The sequence below is a fragment of the Rossellomorea sp. DUT-2 genome (genome assembly GCF_052665285.1).
This window is the reverse complement of sequence record NZ_JBQPEO010000003.1, coordinates 597,259-622,565: the sequence shown is the minus strand read 5'-3', so window position 1 is coordinate 622,565 and position 25,307 is coordinate 597,259. Positions and strand designations below refer to the sequence as shown.

The window sequence follows — 25,307 nt, the reverse complement described above, 5'->3', positions numbered from 1 at the left end:
ATAAGCCGACTCCAATAGGAATCGACGAAAGAAATTAAAAAACTCCATTCTCATTAGGTGAATCCTCCGGGATGGCTTGACCTACATCCCACAATTCAACAATCCGGTCATTCTGGAAACGGAAAATATGGACCACAGCCACTCCAAGGTCGTCTGGATTCTGTCTCACATGTGAGTGGACCGCAACGGATTCCCCCTCCTCGATAGCCCGCTTGACTTCGAGTATCTTGTCCGGGTTCCCGGCTGCATTCTCCTCCATGGCAGACATTAGCGAGTCTGCATCACCGGGAAAATACGGGTTATGGTGGCGAAAATCAGGACCTGCATGACTTTCGTATGCTTCGCTGACATTTCCTGATGCGACTAGTTCCAGAAATGAGATTGCTCTTTCTTTAATGGTGAGTGAACCATTCATTCCAATCATCCTTTCATTTCAACCGTGATCCTTTCATTTTAAAGGAAAAGGATGGAATTGGCGAATGAATGTCCTTGATTTAAGTTCATCGCTCCTGTTGGCTTTATAGAACTTTTTGTTCAACATTGAGTTCAATCAGATTACCATCTGGATCGGCGCAGAAAATTTGGGCGAATCCACTTTTTGATTGGGGTTTTTCGAGAATTTCAACCTCGTTCTTTTTTAACCATGTAAGAGTATCGTGGTAGTTTTCCACTCTTAGGGCAAAATGACCTTCCCTGCTGGATAGGCGTTTATCCTGACGAATGGTCTGGGCCGAGGGGTCGACGATTAAGTGGAGCTGCTGTCCTTCTATTTCATACCAGGCACCTGGAAAATCAAAATCGGGACGCGTGATCTCGTTTAAACATAATGTTTTCCCATAGAAATCTTTCGCTTTTTCCAAATTTGTCACCGTAAGACTTACGTGATGGAGACATTTATACTTTATCAAGGCCTTCACTTCTTTCTATTCAACTATTTGATTGATGGGACAAGGTGCCTGTCCCATCGTCCCACATGAATTGCTGACTTACACCGTCATCTTCCAACTGGACAACGCGAGCCACTGCTCTTTCTCCTTATAATCCGGCACGATTTTTCCGACAAGCCGCCAGAAGGAACGGTCGTGATTGAGGTGGACCATGTGGCACATTTCATGGACGACAACGTAGTCGATAACATCCTGAGGGGCCATGGCAAGCTTCCAGTTGAAGGTCAGCTGCCTTCTCCCATTACAGGTTCCCCAGGTCGTTTGACTGTCTGTGATGCGGATGGAACGGGGCTTGGATTTAAAGTGACGTTGATGGACGGCAATGCTTTTCTCCACCAATGCTTTGCACTGCTTGTAGTAAAACCGTTTTAACGCCTGCTGGATTCGTTCATCCTCGTGCTCTTTTACCTTGATATGCAACGTGTGTCCGTCAAATGTGACATGATCCTGTGTAATCTCCTGATTTTGAAGAACCTGTATGGGAAAAGAGTTCCCTAAATACAAAAAGGGTTCCCCATGTTCATAGACCTTATCCTGCGGTCCTTTCAGACGATCCTTCATTTCCTTCGATTTCTCCAGGATCACATCCCATTTATCCTCCAGCAGCCGAATCACCGAATCATCCGTTGTCCCTTTAGGTGCGTGAATTTCAATGCTTCCGAAGTTGTCCAAGTAAATACCGATCGATGTCCGGTTCTTATATTTAATCTCAAACTGTATGGTCTCACCAGAATAAGTATGGTTCATCATTTATCCCCTGTATCGGATGGCTAACCCTTTTAAGAAATTCCGTGCATACCGGTCACCGCACACTCGGTAATTGTTATGTCCTTCTCTTCGCAGAATCGCTCCTAATTCGCCTTTTGTAATTGCCACTCCAGCCAGATCCAGGATCTCGATCATATCCTCACTTGTTAATGAGAGGGCGATTTTTACCTTTTTTAATAGAAGGTTATTCACATGTTCATACGTCAATTCCGGTCGATCCGTCTGTCCCGGTTTTGGTCCTCTTTTAAACGTAATGAAGCCGTTTAAGAAGGACTCGTACATTTCATCATCACATGGTATATGGTCTTCATCCTCAATGATCTCTTCCTCGAAATCATCACTGTACTGTGTTTTTGTGAGCACCTTCAGCACTTCTTCTTTTGAAAGCTCAATGCCTCCAAGCTTGAAGATCTCTACCATTTCTGTATTTTTGATATCGAGTGCATATCGTAATCGAATTAATATATCGTTATTATTTAAATTCATGTGTCTACCTCCTGAGATTTTCCTATCACTAAAACAATAGCTTACCACTATAAGGACTTGTTTTATAGTATGGCCTGAAAAAGATGCTTACCTGATGACAGATAAGCTTCTTCTCTTTCCTATTCTTCTTTTATAAACTAATTCTTCTTTTATAAACTAACTCATTTCAAGTATTTCTTTACTATTACCCCATTATGTAATACTTCGCCTTCACCGTTTAATCCTGTTATACTAACATTATCTGCATATAAAACTGAAATGAGTGATGTAATGATAACCTCATATGAGAAAATAAATTTGTCAGGAAACAAACTGGCTGAAGTATATCTACATAAAACTCCCGACAAACGATTTATCGTATCGATCCCTGCAATCCATTGGTCTGCGGAATTCAATCAAAAGGATGACATCAAAATTCAAAGTACAAAACTTCAATCCTCACTTAATTTCCATATGTTCCAGGGGGATACAGACAAATTGGTAACAGCTATCGAAAAGTTAGTTCAAAGCCATTTTTAAATACAAGACAGAAAAACAGCAAACGATTATTTGCTGTTTCTTCCTGCTTATCAAGAAAGGTCCGTCCCTCAATGCTTTAGTGCGTTGAGGGACGGACCTTCTTTTAATTAGGAGCAAGTGGAAATTTCAGTGTGACTGTTGTGCCATGTCCCGGCTCGCTGTCAAACTGTATGCCCCCGTTGTATTTCTCCACAATGTTGAAGCAAATCATGAGGCCCAGGCCGGTTCCTTTGCTTTTTAAGGAGTAGAAAGGAGTCCCGAGGTTCTTCACTTCCTCCTGACTCATTCCACGGCCGTTGTCTATAATCTGAATGCAGACATGGCCTTTTACTTTGGCAGCCTTTACCTCAACGGACCCGCTATGTGGGGAGGCTTCGATGGCATTTTTGATTAAATTGATAAATAGTTGCTTCAATTCAATGGAACTGGCCGCCACATGACAGTCCTTTTCTACGTAAAGATCAATGCCATTGTCGTTCAGCAGACCGTACATGTTGAGGAGTTCCGTTACATCCTTGAGAACCATCTCAACGTCGACATTGTCCACCTTCTCCACATTGTCCGGCTTTGAAACGGAGAGGAACTGGGAAATGACATGCTCCGCCGTATCGAGTTCATTCATCATCAAGGCAAAATTCTGCTTCTCGCTTTGACTGAATGCCGGGTCTTCTACATAAAATTGAAGGAATCCATTCACGACGGTCAGGGGATTCCGGATTTCATGGGCGACAGCCGCCGCCAGTTGGCCCGTTGTCCTCATCCGCTCCGCCTGCTGCACCTGCTCATAATAAACCCGCTGCTTCTGAATTCGCAGATTCGTTAAATGAAAGATAAAATAGAGCAGGACCTGACTGGCCAAGAAGTTCACCACATTCCCTACTAAATCTGTATATATATAAGGATAGTCCTGCCCCTTATCGACAAACCCGATATAACCGAATGTAACCGCAATGAACGCAAGATTGATCACAAGCGAAAAATAAAACAGCCACTTATCAAAAAAGAGAATGGATAGGGCAGGAATAAAACAAAGCAAAACAAAACCCGACCACGTTTCCGGATACAAGTAAAACAGGGTGTAAAAATAACCGGTGGATGAGATGATCGTCATATATCTTACCCACGCATTCTCAAACCATGGATAAATCAAGAGACAGATAGAGATGATGAAAACCATCATACCATGCACCACAAATCGTGAATTCACCTGATTATCCACCAGCAAACCCGCTATCATCAGGACGATAATGAACGAAACAATCATATAATAGTATTTTTTATGTAATCGACCATGAAATTCCTTCATTAATAATGCTCCCACTAATAAACTCTATTTTTGTCATTCTATGACAGGACAATCTAACTATCTGACAATTTTCGGGAAAAGTCAATCACCGAAGAATCGTATGATCAGCATCAAACTACATAAAAAAACACCTTCCTATTGTCCATTCTCTATAGTCTACGATTCAACTGACACTAATTCCAACGTTACGTCATTCCCATCCGGTTCATCAAATTGCATGATATTGACGTGTTTGATATATCCAGGGACCACATCATCAAAGAATTCATTTCGGGTAGGCATGTCAATCGGAATCATCCCAGGAAGGTCCTCTACACTTTCACCTTCCTTCACAATTTTCTGTTGCATCGATTCTTCAAATCTCGTTGGTGCAAAAATTAATTCCAGCAAATATCTTTGTTGAAATTCCGGTCTCTCCACTCCACGTGACTTGAATGTCCCGTCTTCCTGGATGCTCATATGTTCTTCAGAGATAACTTTCGTATAAGGTTCTGCACGATAGTCCTTAATGTCGGGAACTGAAGCGTCTTCGGGATATGCTCTTAGTCTGACATAGAGAATTACATCGGGTGGAAGGGTTGAATCTCCCTCTACTTGAATACTGGTTGAATCCAATGTAACGGATGCATTGAACGTATAGGCTGGTTCTTCTTTTTCGTTAGAATTGGGCTTGCTTTCAGTATCCTTTTTTTCTACCTTTTCAACACTGCCTTCTTTTTTCACCATCTGCTGCACACTGCTTTTATCCTTTGAAAAGTCCAGTCGACAGGCTGTTAAAAATGTAATGGCCAGCAGGATGAATAGGTAAAGCATTCGTTTTTTCACGTTCATATTGAACACCTGCCTTCCGCTTATTAGTCAGAATTTTGTTTACAAATTTATTTGCTTATTGTAACATGAGACATGAAAAAATTGTATGAATTTGTAAAATACTGTGGAGGGATTTCATGAAAAGAGTCGTGGATACGTCCTTTCATTTTTTGATTGTGGTTGCGGGGCTATTTTTACTGAGTGGGGTCGGATCGCTTCTAGCCTATGATACGCAGCTTGTTGTTACGGTTGGTTACTATTTCCACCAGTTGTATGATTCCATTTTCGAACTGATGGATCCGTCTGCCATCACGGTTTACTTAGGAGAACAGAATCGACCATTTTCCTTGTTCAAGATAGCACTGAATACTTATGGTTATTCGTTCACCATCCTGATCAGTTCGTTTTTCTTTGCCATTTGCTTTTCTGTGTTAGCGAGTTACTTCATCATGCTATCATCACGCCGAGGTTACCGATCGTCCATGAAACTGTTGAATGTACTCGATGCGCTACCGGACGTTTTCATCGTCGTATCATTCCAGATCATCACCATCTGGTTATATAAAAGGACGGACATCCTGTTTTTCAATATTTATGCCATCCACGATGAACGGACCTACTTTCTACCGATCGTCTGCCTTTCCATCCTGCCAGTTATATTCCTTGTGAAGCAGTTTTTGTTCCAGCTGAAAGAAGAGGAGAGCAAGCCCTATGTAGAGTTTTCCCTGGCGAAAGGGTTCAGGAAATCATATACGGTGTGGTTTCACCTGTTCCGTAATGTATGGATCCACTTCTTCCTTCACTTAAAGCCGATCTTTCTCTTGATGCTTTCCAATTTACTTGTCATTGAAATCCTGTTTAATATGAATGGCTTCATGATGGTATTATTTCGGGCATCCACCAGTTCAGCTGCTGCCTTCTTTGTAGGGATGCTCCTGATTTTCGTGCCTTTTTTCATCGTTTTTCAAGCAGGGTCGTATATCCTGAAGAAATGGTTAAACGGAGGAGAATATCATGTCTAGGAAACTTGTAAAAGGGCTATCGGTTCCTGTATTCGTTATTGTGGCACTCGTCGTCATCAGCTTTCTGACTCCTGTATGGTTTCCGGATTATGATGTGGTGGTGAATTATTTAAAGGATGAAGAAGGAAGACTCATTGCCGCTCCTCCTTTTTCACCAAGTGAGATGGCTCCTTTAGGCAGCGACCGTCTCGGTAGGAATTTCTTTCTAATATTATTGGCCGGTGCGAAATATACGATTTTTGCTGCCTTGTTCATTGCTTTTCTACGAATTGTATTCGGGTTCATCTTTGCCATCGTTTACACATTTGTACCATCAATCGTCAGAAGGTACGTTAAAGGCTTGGGGGAGTCCTTTCAATATGTTCCCCTTGCCATCGTCGTATTCGCCATGCTGATTCCCTTAGAAAGGTCGTTTCAGCCCGGGTTCCTGCCTTCGGGTGAGTACTTTGTCATTCAATTATGTGTGATTGCCATCATCACAACTCCCTCCCTCGGAACCTACCTGGGGGAAGAGATGAAGCTTTACATGAACCAGGAATTTATCGACGTATCCAGGACGATGGGAGCCGGTCGATTCAGTATCATGAGGAGACATCTTATCCCTCAATTTATGAGGCATTCCATCGTATTGTTTTCCGAGCAGGTGGCACAAGCCCTATCCTTACTGATCCAGCTTGGTATCATGCTCATGGCACTCGGCGGATTGAAGATAGCTGAGTTTGCCTTCACAGACCTTGATCCAAGTAACCCGGTGTACTTCTCGGAAACGAATGAATGGGCCGCCACCATCAGTATGAATATCCGGCTCATTTTCTCGAACCCGTTCCTGGTCCTTGTCCCACTGGCCTTTTTCGCCCTCATCATTCTGTGCGTGAATAGCATAAGCTCGACGCTTAGGAAAGTGTTCATCGAGAGTGACTATGCTAAGGTGAAAGTAAAGAAGGAAAAAGAAATCAAGGAAAAATCCACCACTGTTTCAACGGATTTGTTTACACTTAAGAATTAACACATGAAAAGAAGACGCCCATGGACCCATTGGCGCCTTCTTTTTTTATCATAAAAGTTTCAACAACTCATCAAATGAATCAATGGTTTGCGTATATTCGTCCACTTCCCCAAACCCATAGCGGGCATAGATAAATGGAATCCCAGCTTCCTTTGCCGCCTTTTGGTCCCCTTCTGTATCTCCAACGTATACAGGGGCAGTTAAATGGTTGCGTTCAATGATCAGTTTAATATTTTCACCTTTTGAAAGTCCTGTCCTGCCAGGGTTCTCATAATCGATGAAATGCTTATCGAGTTTGTGATAGTCATAGAATGCCTCGATGTATCCTTCCTGGCAGTTGCTGACGATAAACAGTTTGTACTTCTTCGACAGCTCTACAAGCACCTCTTCCACATGGTTATAGAGACTCCCTCCATACTTACTTAAGTGGGGGATTTCATGGCGGGAAAGATCTTTCAGAAGTCGCTCCCGCTCCTCTTCGTTCAATTCAGGGAACAATCTCTTCCCGATTTCTTTCATTTGAAGCCCCATGGTTCCTTCAAGATGCTTCCTTGTTATACCTTCTTTTAACTGGCTATGTTCGTTGATAACGTTGTTCCATGCTTCCAGAACGGATTCAATGGGATCCCAAAGTGTTCCGTCCAGATCGAAGATGATACTATCCATGACTGATTCCTCCAATTCGTTCGGTGTTTTTTTGACAGGTAAAAAATGTCATTGCATGTAGTATAGCAGAAATTCATAGGGAAGGTTTTTTCCTAAGTGGTCTATGCTGGTCCCCATAGTTCATATCTATAACAGGAAATATATGTTAAAATAATAAATAGAGTCATAGCCTATAACGGAGGGGAATTCAATGAGCAAACATATTGAGTTGCATAATCTAATACATGAAAGCTGTAAAGAACTCGACTTCTCTGGGGTCGTCCTCGTCAAACAAGGGACAGAAGTTTTATCAGAAAGTGCCCATGACTATGCGAATCGATCGGATCGCCTTCCGAACACCCCTAGGACAAGATTTGGGATCGCATCAGGGAGTAAGTTATTTACAAGCATAGGGATAGGTCAATTGGTTGAAAAGGGGTTACTCTCTTTTGACACCCGTTTAAAGGATTGTTTGGATATCGACTTTCCTCATTTTGATGAACGAGTGACCATCCATCATCTTTTGACCCATACGTCAGGAATTCCGGATTATTTCGATGAAGAAGTAATGTCTGATTTTGAAGAGCTGTGGAAGGAAAAACCGGTTTACCATATGAGATCCCTCGAGGACTTTCTGCCATTCTTTCAATCCAGTAAGATGAAATTCACTCCCGGCGATCGATTTCATTACAATAATGCGGGGTTCATCCTATTGGGATTGATCATCGAGCAACAAACCCGGCAGTCTTTTACAGATTACATAGAATCTGAGATTTTCCAGAAAGCAGGTATGGAAAGTTCAGGATATTTTTCATTAGACTGCCTCCCTTCCAATACAGCAGTGGGGTATATAGAGGGAGAGAACTCGTGGAGAACCAACCTTTACTCCATCCCTGTAAAAGGCGGGGCTGACGGCGGGGCGTTTATCACCGCTTCAGATATGGTGAGCCTTTGGGAAGCTTTATTTTCTTATAAACTAGTAAATGAAGAAACGACCAGGAAGCTGCTGACCCCTTATGTCCATGTGAATGGAGAGGTGCACTACGGGTATGGAATCTGGATGAATCAAAGGAATGAGGAGATCTACAAGTATCATGTGATGGGGTATGATCCCGGAGTGAGTTTTCGTTCCTCTTATTATCCTCTGCTTGACTTGAAGCTATCGATTCCATCCAATAGAGAATCTGGCCCATTTGAAGTGACGAAATCGATTGAGGGTTATTTTGAAACCTGAGTGCATTAAATATAGGGTTCCATCGTCAGGCTTTCCAGTAACAAAGAACGATGGAGCCTCTTTTCTTCCAACAGCTTCAAGTAAAATACCTCATACCTCCCCATATTAAAACACCCAGCGCAACAATGGTTAAAAGGAAGTCTAGAAAAGCCGTCTTCTTCCTTCCATTCTTCAGACTTATCACTGCGTCATATAGGCTCTTAAACACCCAAAAAGCCATTAGACACATCCAGCCGATGGAGTCATTTTGAGGCTGGTCATCAAACATCATGATCCATGCTGCTATAATGAAGGAAAGCAGGAAGACATTGATGGAAATCTTTAGAGGTTTATTCAATTCGTAAGGTTCCATTCTTTCATCCTCCTTTTCAACATGCTACGGTTACATACCCACTTTTACTTACTGTTTTTAATAAACCTTTATATATAAAAAGTTTAATAGGAGAAACCTTTGTAGATTCTTTTACAAGCTCCTCTTTCTGCAGTAGATAATGTTTAATTTGTTTTCTTCTATTTGGAATCATGAATGCGGGTAAGGTATTCGGGTGAAACCACCTTTTCCGTTTCAGGACCCTCCTTGATGGGAGATCCAGCTTATACTTCACCGAAGAACACGTGTTGAAGATCATCGTATTGAGGTTGATCGTATTCTCCCACTTTTCCCTTGATGGAAATCCTGTATCCCGTTTCTTCTTCCGCTTCCCTCATCGTACAACATTCCAACGGTTCATCCTGTTCCACTCCTCCCCCAAGCAAATCCCAGATTGGATAGTCCTTGCGCTTCGCCAGCAATATGCGTCCTTCTTTGTTTCGTACTATAGTAAAGCAGCCTGACGTTTTTGGCATATTCGTTATTCCCTTTTCTATGAATCTATTAAGACGGACTAAATAATTCTTCATTATACATTTACTGAAGGAGCCCTTACCTCCTAATTATTTCAAACATTCAAGATTCCTTCAATTCTTGTTGCATAAAAAAAGAGCCTATCCTTATAAGAATAAGCTCTTTCTTTATGGTTTACTAAACCACCCTTTATTCAGCCGGTGACAACTCGCTCTCGGTCACCCATTTATGATTCTTTACCTCTTCTCCACCTGTCACTGGTGTGAAATCCACCATATACACCGTCGTCTTTTCAACGGAATCAATGGTCGCGGTCGCACCTTCCATCCCTTTCATGTGATCGGCGTTCAGGACGACGTCATCCCCGGATGCATAGGGTTCCTCTCCATGATCTTCAATCTCTTCATGAATGACCCATTTATGATCTTTCACTTTTTCTCCGCCAGTGGTCGGTGTGTAGGTAACGGTATAGACGAAGGTATCGTAAGCACCAGTGATCTTGGCTTCCGCTCCCTTCATTCCTTCCATATGGTCATCTTGGATGATGGCTTTACCTCCTACTGTATATGTCGGATCGGCTGCTTCCTTCAAGCCTTCCGGTACTTCTCCTGAACTGGAATGATTCATGTCACCATGGTCCATCCCGTCCATGTCTTCTTTCATCTCCTGGTCACTTCCGCCTTCATGTCCCGTATCCCCTCCATTATTGGAGCAGGCTCCCAATAGGAGAAACAGTGCTGTAATGAGTAACAAAATCAAATTTTTATTATTTGTAGTCATGGTCATCCTCCTTTTCATCTTCTCAATAAATTTTACCCCTCAAAATTGCAAATTATATGGAGAAAGGGAAAAGAACCATGAAGAATTTATGACAAATGGATCCGGATTTCAAGCATTGTGCATAGTTTTTTCATATATTTTCGGTAAAATAAAGGAAATGACAAAATGAGGTTATACCATGAAAAAAATATCAACCAAGTTAGCCCTCTACTTTACGATCGCGGTTCTTGTGATGGAAGGGTTATTGATGCTCTATCTACATGACAATATTATCGATACAAGGATCGAGGAGGAGTTTGAATCAATTTTATCCCGGGGGAACAGTCATCGTGATGTGTTAGAGGACCGTTATTCGGAAACGACGCTGCATCACATAGCCCTCATGGAATCCAAAACTGAAACGGAAGTCGTGATCACGGATCAGAACCATAACGTCATCATAGGTTCAAGGGAATTAACGGATGGAATGCGTGAACTAATCCAAGTCCCCCCTGAATCCTTGAACCGTGAAGGAAGGGTCATCGAATCAAATTGGAAAGACATGAATTATTTAGCCACCGTCACATCCTTCAAAAGTGAACGAAACGAAGGATATGTTTATATGTTCAAGAGCGCCGCACCGTTACGGAACCTGATCAGCCAGTTGAACCGCCATTTCTATCTCGCAGGAATACTGAGTCTCATTATCTTAACCATGATCCATTTTCTCCTATCGAAAATCCTGACACGCCCCCTGTTAAAAATGAAGCAGGCGACGGAAAAATTGAGCAAAGGGAATTTTGAGGTGAAACTTCCGGAACTCGGTCAGGATGAACTTGGGGATCTATCGGATTCCATTCAGAGACTGGCGACAGATTTAGAAACCATTCAACAGGAGCGCACTGAATTCTTGGCGAATATTTCTCATGAGCTCAGGACCCCGCTGACCTATATTCAAGGGTACGCCAATGTGGCCCTTCGAGAGGACATCCCGGAATCTGAACGAAAAGAATATCTGAACATTATCCAGGAAGAATCCAAAACCATCCTGACGTTGATCGAAAATTTATTTGAGCTGGCAAAGATTGATGAAAACAATTTCTCCATTCAAACTGAAACCATCGATTCTGGCCCTTTTTATCATAAAGTCATCAACAAAGTAGCTCCTGTTTTTAAACGAAAGGGAATCGATCTCATTTTGATTGTGAAGGAGGATTTCCCGTTCCTTGCCGATCCCATCCGTCTCGAACAAATCGTCATGAACCTATTGGATAACGCCCTAAATCATTCGCCCCCTCATTCAACGACTGAGGTGACGGTTGAGCGAAACGAATCAGGGAATATGAGCCTTTTGATTAACGATCAGGGGATGGGCATCCCACCGGAGGAACTTCCACAGGTATTCAACAGGATGTACCGGGTGGAGAAATCACGTTCCAGGGAATTTGGCGGATCCGGTCTCGGGCTATCCATTGTGAAAGAACTGGTGGAAGCACATGGCGGTCAGATTTCCATCCAAAGTGAACGAAATAAGGGAACATCGATCAACATAATACTGTGAAGCTTGGAGGTCAGTCTGATGAATACCATTTTATTAATCGATGATGAAAGAAGGATGCTGAACCTGCTGGAGCTTTATCTGAAGCCTCACGGGTATGTATGCAAAAAGAAAAATAACGGCTATGACGCGATTCAGGCGGTTAAGAAACATTCCGTAGACCTGATCATATTAGATATCATGATGCCTGAACTTAGTGGCTTTCAGACCTGTGAAAAAATCAGGGAGTTTTCAAACGTCCCCATCATCATGTTAACGGCCAGGGGGGATAAGGATGACGTCATAAAAGGCTTAAACGCCGGGGCTGATGACTATATCACGAAGCCCTTTGATGAAGGGGAACTGGTCGCACGTGTGAATGCTCAGTTCAGAAGGATCAAACAGTATGACCAAGTAGATGATCAACGCTTGACCAGAGGGGCTTTTACGTTGGATGGAGACTCCTACACGTTAATATATGAGAATGAAATCAGTTCTCTGACGTTAAAAGAATATAAAATCCTGCATTCCTTGATGAAGAACACAGAACGGGTATATACCCGTGAACAGCTCCTTCTCATGGTATGGGATATCCATTCCACGACCGATATCCGAACTGTGGATTCCCATATCAGGAATTTAAGGGAAAAGCTGAAGAAAGCAGGCTTCCCCATTGAACCTCATTTGAAAACAATATGGGGCATCGGCTACCAGTGGAAAATATAAAAAAAAGATCAAAGGTTCCTGTCCTTTGATCTTTTCTTATGTTCATTTCCTTTAGGCGATTTTCTTACATTCTTCTGCACATTTGAAGCAAGCATCGGCACATGCCTGACAATGATCATGATCATGCTTCTTGCATTCATCTCCACATGCTTCACAAATCGCAGCACACACTCTAGCAAGTTCAGACGCAAATGGTGTCCCTCTTACTAAGGATTGTTCTAAGTATGCACACATATCCGCACATTCCCGATCGTACCGGATACATTCTTTCATCATGTTGAGATCTTCTTCCTTTAAACAAGAATCGTAACAATGATTACAAGCTACCATACATTCATGTAATGCGTTAATGGCCGATTGATATTTTTCGTGTGACAATGTGAACTCCTCCTTTAAAATTGAGTATTCCCTACACGTTTACTATATCCCGTTCATATTGCAATAAACGGATAAGATACATTTTTTTAAATACAAAGAGGTTTATTTTTAATTGCATATCTTCTGCAAAAATAAAGGGTAAACAGGCTCATCTTGGAAGTGCGCCCCTTGTATTAGGCAGGGTAAACAGGCTCATCTTGGAAGAGCACCCCTTGTATTAGGCAGGGTAAACAGGGACGGACCTCATGCTTTCATATGCAAGCATAAGGTCCGTCCCTACTTTTGATTAACCTCCCCTTTTGTGGAATAATGGATAAATGCTCGTTCCATTAGCGCGAATAACCAATGGAAGACCGGATGGATGGGTCTTTTTTAGTTCATCTCATACATATACAAGTTTTGATTCAAATCATGGAGGTAGGAATTGTTGTTTGCACAAATCACTGAACGCAAAAACTTGAGTCCCAAACATCTTTTTATCTACATCACCCTCGCACTATGTGTGGCCGCTTCCCTCTATTTCGTCTATCACAATCATGGATGGTATGATCGACCGATTGCCGAAGTGATCAGTACGAAGATTGTGGAAACGACGGAGATGGAGGATATGAACGGTAATAAGGATAAGCTCTACTCCCAGCAGATCGTAGCCGAGCTCAAGAACGGTGATCAAAAGGGAGAGAAGATCACTTTAACCAATGAGTATTCATCCTCCGGGGCCACAGATCAGGCATATAAACCCGGGAATGAATTATTCGTAAGCATCGATTCATCGTCAACAGGAAAGACGGAGATGACCGGAAACATAGAAGACGTCAAACGGGATACATACATGATGATCATCGGCTGGGTTTTTATCCTGCTCTTATTGGTGGTCGGGAAGAAGCAGGGGCTGTTCTCTCTCATCACCCTCGGAGTCAATGCCGTCATCCTTTCCTATGCCTTGGATATCTACCTGAACTCAGCTGATACAAGCCTGTTGGTGGTATGCAGCATCGGGGTAATTTTATTTACCGGGATCTCCCTTTTATTCGTCAATGGCTTTAATGAAAAAACGTATGCAGCGGTTATTGCGACCTTGATCGGAACGTTCATGACACTCTTGATTGCTTATATTGTGGTAGGATTCACTGCTGGAAACGGTCTCCGATACGAGGAGATGCAATTTTTGACCCGTCCATACGAAATGGTGTTCATGGCAGGGATACTCGTGGGGTGCTTGGGAGCGGTGATGGATGTCGCCATCACTTTATCGTCGTCCATCTTCGGACTGTACGAGAAGAATCGGGGCATCTCCATCAAAGCGTTGAGGAAGTCGGGATTCGATATCGGTCAGGACATCATGGGAACGATGACGAATATTTTGTTCTTCGTCTATATCAGCGGGGCGATTCCCATGCTCATTCTCTTTTTCAAAAATGCTTCCCCACTGGGATTCACCCTTTCCATGAATCTTTCACTGGAAATGGCGAGGGCACTGACCGGGGGAATCGGCATAGTCCTCTCGATCCCGATCGCTATCTTTACATCCATCTTTTTTGTCAACAGAAAGAAGGCTAGAGCATGACTGTACAATTGTATCTCGCAGCCATTCTTTTCATTCTAATGATCACGATTGGTGGAAAAAAAGGTGCCCGGTCCTTTGTCGCCTTATTCCTGAACTTCGGCGTGCTTCTTTTCACCATCATTTTGATGAACGATCCGAATCTGAATCCGATCATCCTGACGCTGATTGCCTGCACTTTGATCAGTTGCATTTCCCTGTTTTTCATCAGTGAAATCAACATCAAGACGGTGACAGCGTTTCTTTCGACGATCATCACCACCGGCTTATTGCTGTTCTTTATCCTGATGTTGACCGATCAGGCGATGATCCAGGGATTCAGTGAAGAAGAAACCGAGGAAATCGGCGCATTTTCCCTTTTTGTCGGTGTGGATTTTGTGAAAATCGGTGCTTCCATGATCATCATGAGTACCATCGGCGCCATCATTGATTTGTCTATCTCGATTTCCTCGCCCATGCGCGAAATCGCTTATCACAATCCCCACATCAGCCGAAAGGATTTATTCTCCTCCGGGCTGAGCATTGGAAGGGATATCCTCGGAACCAGCACGAATACGCTGTTCTTTGCTTTCTTTGGAGGCTATATGGGACTGCTGATCTGGTTCAAGGACCTATCCTACTCGATCGGGGAAATCGTGAATTCCAAAGTATTCAGTTCCGAAATGATTTTCATCGGTTCAGCAGGAATTGGAGTAGCCCTCGCGATACCGGTAACTTCCTGGATCACGGCTTACTATTTGGTGAAGCGGAGAAGCGAGTCGAGGGACAGTGCTTGATACTGAATTTTTTAAAAAAAGAAGCTAGCGACCCATTCTATAGGTTATTAGCTTCTTTAGATATCAGCTTCTACATTTTAGATGGATTTTGGTTTGATTTTTAAGGATACTCCTCTATTTTGCAGGGAAATGGCACCATTTGCCCGATTTTTCGGATTAGATGGTCAATTGACGGGCTAAAATGGGGGAAATTGCAGTTCAATCCTTTAGTAAATCCTACTCTCCCCGATTTTATGAACCGTTTTTGTTGATTTATGAACCGGAATTCGAATTTATGAACCGGAATTTTGATTTATGATCCACTTATCGAATTTTATAATCCTTTTGTAGAAAAATCACAGTAGCTCACTTACTCTCGAAACATCGAATTTAAGCACGCAAACGAACCGATTTTTTCACGTCATCAGCAAGATATGGTAAGATAACACCTACACTTATTCAGACTTTAGGAGAATGATCATGAAAAAGACAATCGACCATATCGGAGTGGCTGTAAGAAACATAGAAGATACCATCCGCTTCTACGAAAATGTCCTCGGGGCCAAGCTGATTGACCGCTACAGAAGTGATGCCAAGGGTGTCGAAAGCGAAATCGCGATTATGGAGGTGGAGGGCGCCAGAACGGAATTACTCGCGCCAACGAATAATGATACGTCGCCGATCGCACGGTTCATTAAGCAAAAAGGCAAGGGCGTCCACCACATCGCCTATCGAGTGGATGACCTTGATGCCGCTCTCGAGGAACTGAAGCAAAAGGGGATCCGCATATTGGAGGACAGTCTCCGTGTTAACAAGCACGGGAGAAGATTGATTTATTTGAATCCCGCTGATACCGAAGGCACGATCATCGAGTATTGTGATTATCCGGACGGGGAAAAAATCTAGCCAAACAAAAACGCATTGGGCTCATCTTGAGTTCAATGCGTTTTTTGTGCCCTCAACGACCATTCTTCCGTAAAATTCCCCGTCTTCCATCTGTTGATTGTAAATAATGCACAACCATTTTGCCCAATATGAATCCCTATTCCCTAAAATAATACCCACGACCTGCTTCTGCAGCCTCCGCATCCGCCTTCGTCACATGAACTGTCCCCCGAGGATGCTGAGGCGGAGCATAAATCGAATAAAGCTTAATCGGTGTATCACCCGTATTAATCAAATTATGCCACGTACCTGCCGGGATCACGATCGCAAAGTCTTCCTTCACTTCTCTTTCAAAGGTTAAGTTATCCTGCCGGTCTCCCATCCGGACGATTCCCTGCCCTTGCTCCAGGCGCAGGAATTGATCCAGATTCGGATGGATTTCCAACCCGATATCTTCTCCCGGATTAATACTCATCAAGGTCACCTGCAGATGCTCCCCAGTCCAAATCGCGGTGCGGAATGTGTCATTTTGTACCGTTGCCTCATCGATATTCACCACAAACGGTGCCGGACCATAATCCATCGATGGCATCCGTCTGTCCTCATCCGCTCCCAACACACTCAATCTCTTCGCATGCTCCCATTCATCCTTACACGCATTCGCGAACACCTCATACAGGGTTTGATGCTGGGCTTGCAGGCATCCGATCCGGAACTGTTCGTAATCTGCCAATTCCGCCTCATATCCTCTCTGCAATCCATCCCGGTAAGAATGGAATGGAACACTCTCCACCTGATAAACGGGCTGACTTCCCGTAAGCGACGTATATAGATTGGTCAGTTGCCACCAGTGACGCTGTTCGTCTTCCATCAGTTGAAGTAGTTCATACTGGTGGTATTGATTCGGAGCTACATGGGCTAATCGGCTGTACAGATCGGCTGTTGCCGCCTTTCCCCTGATTCCGTCGAAAAGGATTTCAGCAATCTGATGATTCCCTTCCTCCACGGTTCTTGCCATGAGGTTTGGATTTTCATAAGGCTGATACGGATATGTCATCGGAACATTGTACATGCTGCTCATTCCCTTCAGATTTTTACCAAGATATCCTATGCAAGTGTCAGGGAATTGTGCTCTCACCCAATTGGACGCAGGGAAGGACATACAAATGATTAGGAATCGATCATCCGGGTATAGTACGTTTATGGATGTATTTGGAAATTACTTTTAGTGAATGAGGTGATCATCATGCACCGCTGGTATTTTTCTATACTGGTCGGAATCGTCGTCTTTCTCGGACTGTTCCTGATCGGAAAGCAGGATTTTTCGTTTATCCTTACCTATAGTGCAGGGATATTCCTTGGTTTTTTTGTGATTTATTTGATTAAGAGAAATCGGGAGAATTAGCCCTTTGCAGGAAGCAGCTTCAATATGGATGGCCCTCCTGTGTTAAAATAGAGAAAATTCGCTCAACAAAGAAAGGAAGCTGAACCCATGTTACCGTCAGAATTAAGAAACCGCATTCGAAACGGGGAGCACCAATCCCACACATCCGGTATTTGCCAGGATTATGTACAGACCAATTTAGTCGTACTGCCTAAGGAGTACGCCTTTGACTTTTTACTATTTACCACCCGGAATCCCAAATCCTGCCCGATTGTCGAAGTGCTGGAGGCCGGTGAATTCGAATCGACCTACGGGAAAGGCTCCGACATCAGAACCGATATCCCTCTCTATCACGTGTATGAACATGGTCAATTGGTGGAAAAGAAAACGCGGATCGATGATGTTTGGCGAGATGATTTCGTCACTTTTCTCATCGGGTGCAGCTTTACATTTGAAAGTCAGCTGATCAAGGGAGAGATCCCTTTGCGGCATATCGAAGAGAATAAGAATGTTGCCATGTATAAGACGAATATCCAGACGGAGAAAGCAGGTGTGTTTCAAGGTCCAGTGGTCGTTTCCATGAGACCGGTCCCGAATCATCTAGTACAAAAAGCAGCGGACATCACCTCATTATTCCCTAAAATGCACGGGGCTCCTGTCCATATCGGTGACCCGACTGAAATCGGTATCGGGGACATCACCCGCCCCGATTATGGTGACTTTGTCGGCATCAAGGAGGGAGAAACCCCAATGTTTTGGGCTTGCGGAGTGACCCCTCAAGCAGTGGCCCTTCATGCAAAGATCCCCTTCATGATGACCCACGCCCCCGGCCATATGTTCGTGATGGATTGGAATAATGAAGAATATTTAAACGAAGGGAAATGATTGAGGGACGGACCTCTAGATGTTAAGAAGGAGGTCCGTCCCCTTCTATTTATAATGGAACCAAGGACCTTCTTGGGGTTAGCTTTCTCTTTCGAATTATTGAGCCCGTAAACGGACATTTCCATTCATTAAGAGAACTTTTTTCAATGTTACTACCATCATTATACTTCCGATGGGTGAATAAGGTGGTACCTCCATATATCAAGCAAGATTGTAAGAGACCCCGTAAAAAATGCTGCATATTTACTGATTTCTTAGACATTTTAATCATTTTCACGTAATTTGGAGGTTTATAGAGAACTGTCCATATTTAGTGACATAAAATAGAGGGATATAATAACTTTTTGAAAGGTTCGTGATAGATTTGCGGAACAAAAAGTCTTACACTCCACGTGCTTCCACCCAGAGTATTTTCCCGCCTGGTTGTCCAGGGCTGTTCCCTCGCAATGTTTGTACAAATCCATCAATAACATTGAATAGGGTGGGGACCATCAGTTGCAGCGGAACGATCCGTGGGAAGGTGAGGTGCGATCTCAGACCGCTCAAGGGAGTGACGGTGAACTTGACCTCTTCCTTTGACGGCATCACCTTTGAAAATCCTAACCCTGTAACTGATAGCAGGGGCGAGTTCGTAACAACTGCAATCGTTGACCGGAACACCCCCATTACGCCAAATGTCATCATCACAGCAACGGCTGTCATTATAGAAGAAACAATCAGATCCTCTATTACTGCAAGAGTGGAATGCATTAATTGTCCAGATCCTATCATCATCCCTACCCAAGCAGTACAAGCTGCTCCTCGTCAGTTAAGAACTGTAACTTGTCCCGGGACCCCGATATCTGGCAGATTAACTTGTGAAGGTCTGCCGATTCCGAACGTGGAGGTCAGTTTTGAAGTGACCTCAGCTTCAGGAAAAGTTATTGTGACACCAAACCCCACTCTTACTAACAATGAAGGGGTCTATTCAGCTACGATACTGGCTTTTCCTGGAGCTCGTGAAATAGTTACGATTGTCACGACAGCAACAATTGGAGGAAACACTATTCGCTCAGAACCGGAATCTTATGAAGTCACATGCCCAGGGTGCGAAAATCTGGAAATCACTTTCGATGGTCCGAATCAGATCAGCTGTAATGGAACCATTTCAGGTCGACTCACATGTGACAATGAACCAGTGGCCAATATTCCGATTACCTTATCAGGTTCACCAATATTGAATATTATCACTCCTAATCCGGTCACGAACGAGAATGGAGAATTTTCTTCAGTAGTAACAATTAATTTCAACACTCCAAGCCAAGAGGCTGACTATACAGCCCAAGCCACTTTTAACGGAGTCGAAACTACTGCTACGGGGAATGTCTTTGTAGATTGTGTACGTTGCACAACCCCACAATTGACATTGAATGTACCTGAAGTACAGATTGGATGCGATGGTGGAACCATTACGGGCAGGTTCACCTGTAATGGAGAACCGATTTCAAACACCCCTGTAAACTTGACTCTTCTATCTTCAGGAGAAGTAATCGTAGATCCAAATCCCGCCATCACCAATGCTGATGGCATCTATTCAGCTACATTGAAACCTGGTCTTAACGTGATAGAAACGATTACAATTATTGCCTCAGCCATGATTGGTGGAGAGGAAGTAAGGTCACCGGCTCGTAATGTTGCAGTGAACTGCCGTTGCGAGAATCCAGTAGTCGAGTTGGACAACCCGGGACCAATCAGCTGCCGTACAGTCATTACGGGCAGAGTCCTATGTCAAGGGATTCCGGTACCGGGTATTACAGTCAATCTAAGCAGTCCAATATTAAATTTTGAAACCCCGAATCCAATCACAGAACCAGATGGATCATTTTCTAGTGTCGCCACCGTTCAACCTATCACCCCGGTAGAGGAAGGTGTCCCTTATACTGCGGAGGCAGTCGTCTTTGGAATTCCAGTCTTCAACACGAACTTTGTAAGGGTGGAATGTCTTGTATGTGATGGGGAATCACTTACCCTGATCCCGCCTGAAGGAACAGTCGGCTGTGATGGTGCACCTATATCAGGCAGGGTCTTATGTGGAAATACACCTGCCCAAAAAATTGCTGTTTTTTTCACTGTTGATCCAAGTATAGCCTTCATCTCACCAAACCCTGCCATTACAGATTCAAATGGAAACTACTCAGCGGTACTAAGTCCTAACCAGGGAGCCGTAGGGACAGTAGAAATCTCAGCAGCCACTTCCCTTGGTGGAAATGGCATCTCCGCCGGTCCTTTTCCTGTCAATCTTAACTGCCCTGTCCCACCTCCTGAATGCCCATGCCGTTTTAGGCTTAACACCCAAGGAAGGGCACAGCCCGGTGCAAATATACGTGTTGTTAGATTCGGACATGTTCAAGATTATTTAGGGACATTAAACATTACGGTCGTGCAATGCGGGTCAGGTATTCAAGGAATATGTAATCCTGCCGTTGATAATTTCAACTTTGTCTTCAACGCCTCGAATGGGGATAACTTCCAATTCACTCAAGGACGTCGTACGGAGATATTCTGTGAGGACAACCTAACGACTGCAATAGTTGAGGGGACCATCAATGGACGAATCAACAACGGTCCAGCCAGAACTTTTGATGCTAAAATCACAGCCATCCTTAATAGAATGAATAATACCATCACCTGGACCATTTTCGCTACTGACAATACCACCACTACGTTCGAAACCATTAGTCCATTTACCGCTGCTACAGATCCAACATCATTCATTATCGGGTGTCCTTAGAACTGAACATAGCAGCCTGCCTGATGCGGGCTGCTATTTCCTTTTCACACACTCTATGCACCAAGGAATATTTGAATAAAAATGAGGGGCAAATCTCAAAGAGGTCCGCCCCTCATCCTGTTACTGAAGAGAATGATAAAAAGCAAGAGGCATATTGATACAACAGTGCAAAGGTTCTTTCGTGTGCTTCATCTAATACCAGACTCTCACATAAAAAAATGCCCCGTGAATAAATCCGGAGGCATCATTTCATGAAGGGGTGTCAGACTCCTAACCAAATCCGACACCTCTACGATTATTTCCTTGAGACTGCTCCTTTTGCAGATACGGCAGCAAAGGTAATCGTGATAGCACTGACAATGATGATGGCAAACACTCCCTGCATCAAGTCCCAGAAGACCCACCCATCAATCAGGACGGTACGCATGCTTTCGAAGATGTAGGTAGTAGGGTTGATCGTGGCCGCAACCTTCATCCACTGTGCCTCGATCAATTCATAAGGTACGAACGTCGTGCTTAAGAAAATTAGCGGAAAAAAGATAAACGTACCAGCCTGTGCCGCTTGTGCGTTCCGGGTTCTAAGTGCAAGCCCTACGGAATACCCGGCAAAAGCAAGCCCCCAGCCAATGGCAATCAGTAGCACAAATAAAACACCACCAAGCCCTGTCTTCACCTCAAGTCCAAGTAAAAACGCCATACCGATGATGAGAAGGGTCTGGACAAGTAATTGCAGCATCCCGGCAATGATCGGTCCAAGGACAATGGCAAGTCTTGAGGCGGGTGTCAGTAAAAGTCTTGAGAAAAAACCATTTTCTATATCTTTCACAATGCTTTGTCCCGCTCCCCCTGCTCCTCCGATGGCAGCGGACACAATGGAAACTGGCAGTATGAAGGCCAGGTAATCAGCTCCTTCAAAGGTTGGCAGCTGAGAAATTCCGCTTAAACCACCTTCATACACAAGAAGGAAGAAAGCTGAGATAATTAAGTTGGGGATGAACGAAAACGGGTTCCTCACTGTCGTTTTAATGTTCCTGACGGTCATCAGCCATGTATCTTTGAACACATTATTCCCCATGCGTTTTCACCCCTTCCATTGGCTCACTCGTCAGTTTCAGGAAGATATCATCAAGGGTTGGTGAAGACAGTTGGATATCTGTGATTCCTATGTCATCATTGTCGAAAATGCGGATGACCTCCAGTAATTGCTTCGTTCCCTCCTCAACATAAATAAGGATTTGATCATTTCGACTGATTACATCGATATCGGCCACTTGTTTTCGCAGTACACCGGCCGCTTCTTCTACTCGGCCCATTTCCTTTAATGTAATGGTGATCAAGTCGTGTCCGATTTGCGCCTTCAGCTCTTTTGGCGAACCCATGGCCACCATTTCTCCTTTATTGATGATGCCGATTCGATCAGCAAGTGAATCCGCTTCTTCTAAATACTGTGTGGTCAGAAAAATCGTCGTCCCGTTCTCTTTATTCAGCCTGCGCAGCTCCTCCCATATCGCCATACGGCTTGAAGGATCAAGACCTGTAGTCGGTTCATCAAGAAAGAGGATCTTCGGTTCGTTGACAAGGGTGAGGGCAAGATCCAACCTTCTCCTCATCCCGCCTGAATAACTGCCGATCCGTCGTTCAGCGGCTTCTGTCAGCTTGACGATTTCCAGCAGGGTTTGTGCGCGTTTTTTGCCTTCTTCTTTATTGAAACCGAATATGTACGCTTGCAGTTCAACCATCTCACGGCCGGTCAAGTCCGGATCGACCCCCGTTTCCTGCAAGGCGACCCCGATATACTGACGGACTTGCTCAGGTTGACGGATCACATCATGCCCCGCAACTTCCACCTTTCCTGAAGTAGCATTGATCAACGTCGTCAAAATTTGGACCGTCGTGGATTTCCCAGCACCATTAGGCCCTAAAAAAGCGAAAAACTCTCCCTCCTCCACTTGAAAAGAGACATTTTTCACAGCACGGACGTTTCCTTTTTTAAATGTCTTGGTCAATTCTTCAACTACGATCCTTCCGTTCACAAGCAAGCCCCCCGATTTTTTGTTTCTATTTATCCTATTCGTCGGTTTCTTTCTATTTTCCTTCTATTAGTAGGTTGTGAAAGAATAATCTACAGCGGAAAATGGACGGTTCTTTCACCATTGATTACAGTAAAAGATCCGCCTTTAAACATACCTGGATAAAATATAACTTACGTCGAAAATAATTCCCCTGCGAGAGCCATGATATATCGTTCTGCAGATCGTTGGACCGCTTGATCTGCATCTTTTGCTATCACCCGATGAAAGGCATTATACAGCCTATGGAAAGATAAAGGCTCTACTTTTTCAGCCATCTCCTTCACTTTACCTGCCGGCAGGGGAATGAAATTCGGATAGCTGTACATGAAACTGACCCAGTCCGTATCCGCCACCACCTGAATGATATCCCCTGTCAAAAGAATCCCGCCTTGACTCCAGTGAAGAACCGCTCCCCCTTTGAAATGCCCACCAAGGCGGTGCAGTGAAATCCCTTCTTTCAACGTCAACTCTTCCCCGTCCCAGAACTGGATCCGCTCGCTCTGTTCCATGACCCAATTTTGATCATCCCGATGGAGGTAAATGGGCGCATCAAACCGTTCAGCCCACTCCAGCTGGGCAGAGTAATAATGCGGATGGGAAATCGCGATCGCATCGATGCCGCCCAACTCCTCAATGGTCCGGATCGTCTTCTCATCCAGATACGTGACGCAGTCCCATAACACATTGTATCCTCCAATTGTAATCAGATAAGCTGTCTGTCCGATGCCGAATTTCGGTGTGGTGGTGATACTGTACAGTCCCGGTTCTTCTTGTAAAATGGTATTTTGATAGACTCCGCTCCGGATCATTTCATCCAGTGTCGTAAAGCTTTGACCATCCGGATTGACATACTGCCGTTCTTCCTCACAAATGGGACATCTTTCAGGTTTTTCCTGACTCTTAGGGTATTGAGTTCCACATGTTGTACACACATATTTATTCATCGTAAATCTCCTCCTCTTGCCGTCTCTTTATCTGATTTCATTCTATTCCATTTTCTAGTAGTCTTCTTCCACCAAATGGTCAAATGTATTCTACGACTTTAGGAGGAGAGGATTAATCCTTTGAATGATAAACCAACAATAAAAAAAAGCTGAAGAATCACTCTCTTCAGCTCCTTTCATGATGTTCACTTTATCCCCTCTGCAAGCTCCCGCATGGAATTCAACTTCGCAGTCAGTTCCAGGAACCATTCTTGGTCACCCGTTGCAAGCGCAAGGTCAATCAGGAACTGGATTTGTTCCTTGTTTTTCACAGGGGTGGACGGGATTTTTGTCACCTGTCTGTTTAATAAGGGAAAGCTTTTGCCTTCAATGGTTTTATTATCACTTGTCACGACTTTTGCTTTTAATGTTTGACTTTGGATATCAAGGTTTTCAATATAACCGATGACCAATTCACCTGAGAGTAATTTCCCTTTGATCCAATCCCCGGTTTTTAAAATGGAATGCTGGTTTGACATACCTTTTCACCTTCCCAACTGTAATATTATTTGTTACATTTATAGGAAAAGAAAGCTTCTATGCTTCCTCTTTATTGATTAAGTCGACGATATCTCTAATAGTGTAGTCTTTTAAGTAATCCCCCAGCTGTTCTTCTGCTCCCAGAAAAATGTGAAAGAGAACCTTTTTCATATTTGCTCCTACCACACACTGTTCGTTAGAGGCCGTGCATTTGGGCTGAAGGGCGCCTTCTGACGTGATTTTATAGATGTCCCACAGATTGATCTCGCTCAAGTCCCTTGCAAAAATGAATCCGCCGCCCGTGCCTTCTTTTGAGGCGATGAATCCCTGCTTTTTCAACAAACTCAGGACTTTTCGGATGCGGACGGGATGAACGCCGGCACTTTCTGAGATCGCATCGCTTGTGGACATGCGATCGGTCTTCAGGGCAAGATACGTTAAACTGTGAATGGCTAATGTAAAGTCGCTATTCATGGCCTGCCTCCTTTACGGATGTTACTGTAATGGTATCTTTTACAGTTTGTACTGTCAACCATCCCGAT

Annotated in this window: 28 protein-coding genes and 1 pseudogene; 12 read left to right on the top strand and 17 right to left on the bottom strand. The window is 43.8% G+C overall.

Annotated features, from left to right (window positions below; all coding sequences use genetic code 11):
- Nucleotides 1–34: 34 nt before the first annotated feature.
- The 4 genes from ACOSV2_RS14120 to ACOSV2_RS14105 all read right to left on the bottom strand — a co-directional run bounded on the left by ACOSV2_RS14120 (nt 35) and on the right by ACOSV2_RS14105 (nt 2,201).
- Nucleotides 35–415 carry a nuclear transport factor 2 family protein gene (locus ACOSV2_RS14120; protein ID WP_428975651.1) on the bottom strand — a complete coding sequence of 127 codons (381 nt, stop codon included), beginning with the start codon at nt 413–415 and terminating at the stop codon, nt 35–37.
- A gap of 103 nt (nt 416–518) precedes the next feature.
- Entirely contained in the window at nt 519–908 is a 390-nt protein-coding gene (locus ACOSV2_RS14115; protein WP_428975650.1) for a VOC family protein, read from the bottom strand.
- 78 nt (nt 909–986) lie between these two features.
- Entirely contained in the window at nt 987–1,694 is a 708-nt protein-coding gene (locus ACOSV2_RS14110; protein ID WP_428975649.1) for a M48 family metallopeptidase, read from the bottom strand.
- 3 nt (nt 1,695–1,697) lie between these two features.
- Nucleotides 1,698–2,201: a YehS family protein gene (locus tag ACOSV2_RS14105; protein WP_113970299.1), complete on the bottom strand. Its 504-nt coding sequence runs from the start codon at nt 2,199–2,201 to the stop codon at nt 1,698–1,700.
- Between the two features lie 258 nt (nt 2,202–2,459).
- Between ACOSV2_RS14105 and ACOSV2_RS14100 the strand changes: the two genes are divergently transcribed.
- Complete coding sequence (locus ACOSV2_RS14100; RefSeq protein WP_428975648.1) at nt 2,460–2,720, top strand: YueH family protein; 261 nt, start codon at nt 2,460–2,462, stop codon at nt 2,718–2,720.
- A gap of 103 nt (nt 2,721–2,823) precedes the next feature.
- On the opposite strand, the gene ACOSV2_RS14095 is transcribed toward ACOSV2_RS14100, so the two are convergent.
- Both ACOSV2_RS14095 and ACOSV2_RS14090 read right to left on the bottom strand, forming a co-directional pair.
- Complete coding sequence (locus tag ACOSV2_RS14095; protein ID WP_428975647.1) at nt 2,824–4,026, bottom strand: ATP-binding protein; 1,203 nt, start codon at nt 4,024–4,026, stop codon at nt 2,824–2,826.
- Between the two features lie 156 nt (nt 4,027–4,182).
- Nucleotides 4,183–4,857 carry a hypothetical protein gene (locus tag ACOSV2_RS14090; protein ID WP_428975646.1) on the bottom strand — a complete coding sequence of 225 codons (675 nt, stop codon included), beginning with the start codon at nt 4,855–4,857 and terminating at the stop codon, nt 4,183–4,185.
- 116 nt (nt 4,858–4,973) lie between these two features.
- Here ACOSV2_RS14090 and ACOSV2_RS14085 point away from each other — a divergent pair, with 116 nt between their 5' ends.
- Both ACOSV2_RS14085 and ACOSV2_RS14080 read left to right on the top strand, forming a co-directional pair.
- Complete coding sequence (locus tag ACOSV2_RS14085) at nt 4,974–5,858, top strand: ABC transporter permease subunit (protein ID WP_428975645.1); 885 nt, start codon at nt 4,974–4,976, stop codon at nt 5,856–5,858.
- On the top strand, nt 5,851–6,864 hold the full coding sequence (locus ACOSV2_RS14080; protein ID WP_428975644.1) for an ABC transporter permease subunit: 1,014 nt from the start codon (nt 5,851–5,853) through the stop codon (nt 6,862–6,864). The genes ACOSV2_RS14085 and ACOSV2_RS14080 overlap by 8 nt, the downstream gene beginning before the upstream one ends.
- 48 nt (nt 6,865–6,912) lie before the next feature.
- Here ACOSV2_RS14080 and ACOSV2_RS14075 read toward each other — a convergent pair whose 3' ends face one another.
- Complete coding sequence (locus tag ACOSV2_RS14075; protein WP_428975643.1) at nt 6,913–7,530, bottom strand: HAD family hydrolase; 618 nt, start codon at nt 7,528–7,530, stop codon at nt 6,913–6,915.
- Nucleotides 7,531–7,720: 190 nt separating this feature from the next.
- Here ACOSV2_RS14075 and ACOSV2_RS14070 point away from each other — a divergent pair, with 190 nt between their 5' ends.
- Nucleotides 7,721–8,743, top strand: coding sequence for a serine hydrolase domain-containing protein (locus tag ACOSV2_RS14070; protein ID WP_428975642.1), 1,023 nt, complete (start codon nt 7,721–7,723; stop codon nt 8,741–8,743).
- Nucleotides 8,744–8,819: 76 nt separating this feature from the next.
- On the opposite strand, the gene ACOSV2_RS14065 is transcribed toward ACOSV2_RS14070, so the two are convergent.
- From ACOSV2_RS14065 to ACOSV2_RS14055, 3 genes are all read right to left on the bottom strand, one after another.
- Nucleotides 8,820–9,095, bottom strand: coding sequence for a hypothetical protein (locus ACOSV2_RS14065; protein ID WP_428975641.1), 276 nt, complete (start codon nt 9,093–9,095; stop codon nt 8,820–8,822).
- Between the two features lie 242 nt (nt 9,096–9,337).
- Nucleotides 9,338–9,589 (bottom strand): NUDIX hydrolase, encoded by a 252-nt coding sequence (locus ACOSV2_RS14060; protein ID WP_428975640.1) that lies wholly within the window; start codon nt 9,587–9,589, stop codon nt 9,338–9,340.
- A 187-nt stretch (nt 9,590–9,776) separates the two neighbouring features.
- Nucleotides 9,777–10,373 (bottom strand): YdhK family protein, encoded by a 597-nt coding sequence (locus tag ACOSV2_RS14055; RefSeq protein WP_428975639.1) that lies wholly within the window; start codon nt 10,371–10,373, stop codon nt 9,777–9,779.
- Between the two features lie 172 nt (nt 10,374–10,545).
- Between ACOSV2_RS14055 and ACOSV2_RS14050 the strand changes: the two genes are divergently transcribed.
- Nucleotides 10,546–11,907, top strand: coding sequence for a sensor histidine kinase (locus ACOSV2_RS14050; RefSeq protein ID WP_428975638.1), 1,362 nt, complete (start codon nt 10,546–10,548; stop codon nt 11,905–11,907).
- Between the two features lie 18 nt (nt 11,908–11,925).
- On the top strand, nt 11,926–12,609 hold the full coding sequence (locus ACOSV2_RS14045; RefSeq protein ID WP_428975637.1) for a response regulator transcription factor: 684 nt from the start codon (nt 11,926–11,928) through the stop codon (nt 12,607–12,609).
- A gap of 51 nt (nt 12,610–12,660) precedes the next feature.
- On the opposite strand, the gene ACOSV2_RS14040 is transcribed toward ACOSV2_RS14045, so the two are convergent.
- Nucleotides 12,661–12,987, bottom strand: a complete 327-nt coding sequence (locus ACOSV2_RS14040; RefSeq protein ID WP_428975636.1) for a four-helix bundle copper-binding protein — start codon at nt 12,985–12,987, stop codon at nt 12,661–12,663.
- Between the two features lie 427 nt (nt 12,988–13,414).
- Between ACOSV2_RS14040 and ACOSV2_RS14035 the strand changes: the two genes are divergently transcribed.
- From ACOSV2_RS14035 to mce, 3 genes are all read left to right on the top strand, one after another.
- Nucleotides 13,415–14,554 (top strand): YibE/F family protein, encoded by a 1,140-nt coding sequence (locus ACOSV2_RS14035; protein ID WP_428975893.1) that lies wholly within the window; start codon nt 13,415–13,417, stop codon nt 14,552–14,554.
- Nucleotides 14,551–15,327 (top strand): YibE/F family protein, encoded by a 777-nt coding sequence (locus tag ACOSV2_RS14030; protein ID WP_428975635.1) that lies wholly within the window; start codon nt 14,551–14,553, stop codon nt 15,325–15,327. The genes ACOSV2_RS14035 and ACOSV2_RS14030 overlap by 4 nt, the downstream gene beginning before the upstream one ends.
- Before the next feature lie 459 nt (nt 15,328–15,786).
- A complete protein-coding gene (gene mce / locus ACOSV2_RS14025; RefSeq protein WP_428975634.1) occupies nt 15,787–16,212 on the top strand; it encodes a methylmalonyl-CoA epimerase in 426 nt (141 codons plus the stop codon).
- Between the two features lie 136 nt (nt 16,213–16,348).
- Here mce and ACOSV2_RS14020 read toward each other — a convergent pair whose 3' ends face one another.
- A complete protein-coding gene (locus ACOSV2_RS14020) occupies nt 16,349–17,263 on the bottom strand; it encodes a cupin domain-containing protein (RefSeq protein WP_428975633.1) in 915 nt (304 codons plus the stop codon).
- Between the two features lie 174 nt (nt 17,264–17,437).
- Between ACOSV2_RS14020 and ACOSV2_RS14015 the strand changes: the two genes are divergently transcribed.
- The 3 genes and pseudogenes from ACOSV2_RS14015 to ACOSV2_RS14005 all read left to right on the top strand — a co-directional run bounded on the left by ACOSV2_RS14015 (nt 17,438) and on the right by ACOSV2_RS14005 (nt 21,230).
- Nucleotides 17,438–17,596: a hypothetical protein gene (locus tag ACOSV2_RS14015; protein ID WP_324747247.1), complete on the top strand. Its 159-nt coding sequence runs from the start codon at nt 17,438–17,440 to the stop codon at nt 17,594–17,596.
- Nucleotides 17,597–17,674: 78 nt separating this feature from the next.
- Nucleotides 17,675–18,460 (top strand): annotated as a pseudogene (locus ACOSV2_RS14010) (putative hydro-lyase); the annotation flags it as partial.
- A 556-nt stretch (nt 18,461–19,016) separates the two neighbouring features.
- Nucleotides 19,017–21,230 carry a hypothetical protein gene (locus ACOSV2_RS14005; protein WP_428975632.1) on the top strand — a complete coding sequence of 738 codons (2,214 nt, stop codon included), beginning with the start codon at nt 19,017–19,019 and terminating at the stop codon, nt 21,228–21,230.
- Nucleotides 21,231–21,525: 295 nt separating this feature from the next.
- Here ACOSV2_RS14005 and ACOSV2_RS14000 read toward each other — a convergent pair whose 3' ends face one another.
- From ACOSV2_RS14000 to ACOSV2_RS13980, 5 genes are all read right to left on the bottom strand, one after another.
- Complete coding sequence (locus ACOSV2_RS14000; protein WP_324747241.1) at nt 21,526–22,305, bottom strand: ABC transporter permease; 780 nt, start codon at nt 22,303–22,305, stop codon at nt 21,526–21,528.
- Nucleotides 22,295–23,263 carry an ATP-binding cassette domain-containing protein gene (locus tag ACOSV2_RS13995; protein ID WP_428975631.1) on the bottom strand — a complete coding sequence of 323 codons (969 nt, stop codon included), beginning with the start codon at nt 23,261–23,263 and terminating at the stop codon, nt 22,295–22,297. Before ACOSV2_RS13995 ends, ACOSV2_RS14000 begins: the two co-directional genes overlap by 11 nt.
- A gap of 170 nt (nt 23,264–23,433) precedes the next feature.
- Nucleotides 23,434–24,246, bottom strand: coding sequence for an MBL fold metallo-hydrolase (locus ACOSV2_RS13990; RefSeq protein ID WP_428975630.1), 813 nt, complete (start codon nt 24,244–24,246; stop codon nt 23,434–23,436).
- A 185-nt stretch (nt 24,247–24,431) separates the two neighbouring features.
- Entirely contained in the window at nt 24,432–24,764 is a 333-nt protein-coding gene (locus ACOSV2_RS13985) for an IDEAL domain-containing protein (protein ID WP_428975629.1), read from the bottom strand.
- 58 nt (nt 24,765–24,822) lie between these two features.
- The gene (locus ACOSV2_RS13980; RefSeq protein ID WP_113970281.1) at nt 24,823–25,239 is read right to left on the bottom strand and encodes an RrF2 family transcriptional regulator; all 417 of its coding nucleotides are present in this window, start codon (nt 25,237–25,239) and stop codon (nt 24,823–24,825) included.
- Nucleotides 25,240–25,307 lie beyond the last annotated feature (68 nt).

Bases quoted from the DNA above. Each gene is read 5' to 3' on its own strand.
- ACOSV2_RS14070 (WP_428975642.1), top strand. From the start codon at position 7,721: ATGAGCAAACATATTGAGTTGCATAATCTAATACATGAAAGCTGTAAA.
- mce (WP_428975634.1), top strand. From the start codon at position 15,787: ATGAAAAAGACAATCGACCATATCGGAGTGGCTGTAAGAAACATAGAA.
- ACOSV2_RS14030 (WP_428975635.1), top strand. From the start codon at position 14,551: ATGACTGTACAATTGTATCTCGCAGCCATTCTTTTCATTCTAATGATC.
- ACOSV2_RS14060 (WP_428975640.1), bottom strand. From the start codon at position 9,589: ATGCCAAAAACGTCAGGCTGCTTTACTATAGTACGAAACAAAGAAGGA.
- ACOSV2_RS14015 (WP_324747247.1), top strand. From the start codon at position 17,438: ATGCACCGCTGGTATTTTTCTATACTGGTCGGAATCGTCGTCTTTCTC.
- ACOSV2_RS14095 (WP_428975647.1), bottom strand. From the start codon at position 4,026: ATGAAGGAATTTCATGGTCGATTACATAAAAAATACTATTATATGATT.
- ACOSV2_RS13980 (WP_113970281.1), bottom strand. From the start codon at position 25,239: ATGAATAGCGACTTTACATTAGCCATTCACAGTTTAACGTATCTTGCC.
- ACOSV2_RS14020 (WP_428975633.1), bottom strand. From the start codon at position 17,263: ATGTACAATGTTCCGATGACATATCCGTATCAGCCTTATGAAAATCCA.
- ACOSV2_RS13985 (WP_428975629.1), bottom strand. From the start codon at position 24,764: ATGTCAAACCAGCATTCCATTTTAAAAACCGGGGATTGGATCAAAGGG.
- ACOSV2_RS14085 (WP_428975645.1), top strand. From the start codon at position 4,974: ATGAAAAGAGTCGTGGATACGTCCTTTCATTTTTTGATTGTGGTTGCG.
- ACOSV2_RS14065 (WP_428975641.1), bottom strand. From the start codon at position 9,095: ATGGAACCTTACGAATTGAATAAACCTCTAAAGATTTCCATCAATGTC.
- ACOSV2_RS14050 (WP_428975638.1), top strand. From the start codon at position 10,546: ATGAAAAAAATATCAACCAAGTTAGCCCTCTACTTTACGATCGCGGTT.
- ACOSV2_RS14080 (WP_428975644.1), top strand. From the start codon at position 5,851: ATGTCTAGGAAACTTGTAAAAGGGCTATCGGTTCCTGTATTCGTTATT.
- ACOSV2_RS14055 (WP_428975639.1), bottom strand. From the start codon at position 10,373: ATGACCATGACTACAAATAATAAAAATTTGATTTTGTTACTCATTACA.
- ACOSV2_RS14105 (WP_113970299.1), bottom strand. From the start codon at position 2,201: ATGAATTTAAATAATAACGATATATTAATTCGATTACGATATGCACTC.
- ACOSV2_RS14110 (WP_428975649.1), bottom strand. From the start codon at position 1,694: ATGAACCATACTTATTCTGGTGAGACCATACAGTTTGAGATTAAATAT.
- ACOSV2_RS14090 (WP_428975646.1), bottom strand. From the start codon at position 4,857: ATGAACGTGAAAAAACGAATGCTTTACCTATTCATCCTGCTGGCCATT.
- ACOSV2_RS14100 (WP_428975648.1), top strand. From the start codon at position 2,460: ATGAGTGATGTAATGATAACCTCATATGAGAAAATAAATTTGTCAGGA.
- ACOSV2_RS14000 (WP_324747241.1), bottom strand. From the start codon at position 22,305: ATGGGGAATAATGTGTTCAAAGATACATGGCTGATGACCGTCAGGAAC.
- ACOSV2_RS14120 (WP_428975651.1), bottom strand. From the start codon at position 415: ATGAATGGTTCACTCACCATTAAAGAAAGAGCAATCTCATTTCTGGAA.
- ACOSV2_RS14045 (WP_428975637.1), top strand. From the start codon at position 11,926: ATGAATACCATTTTATTAATCGATGATGAAAGAAGGATGCTGAACCTG.
- ACOSV2_RS13990 (WP_428975630.1), bottom strand. From the start codon at position 24,246: ATGAATAAATATGTGTGTACAACATGTGGAACTCAATACCCTAAGAGT.
- ACOSV2_RS14075 (WP_428975643.1), bottom strand. From the start codon at position 7,530: ATGGATAGTATCATCTTCGATCTGGACGGAACACTTTGGGATCCCATT.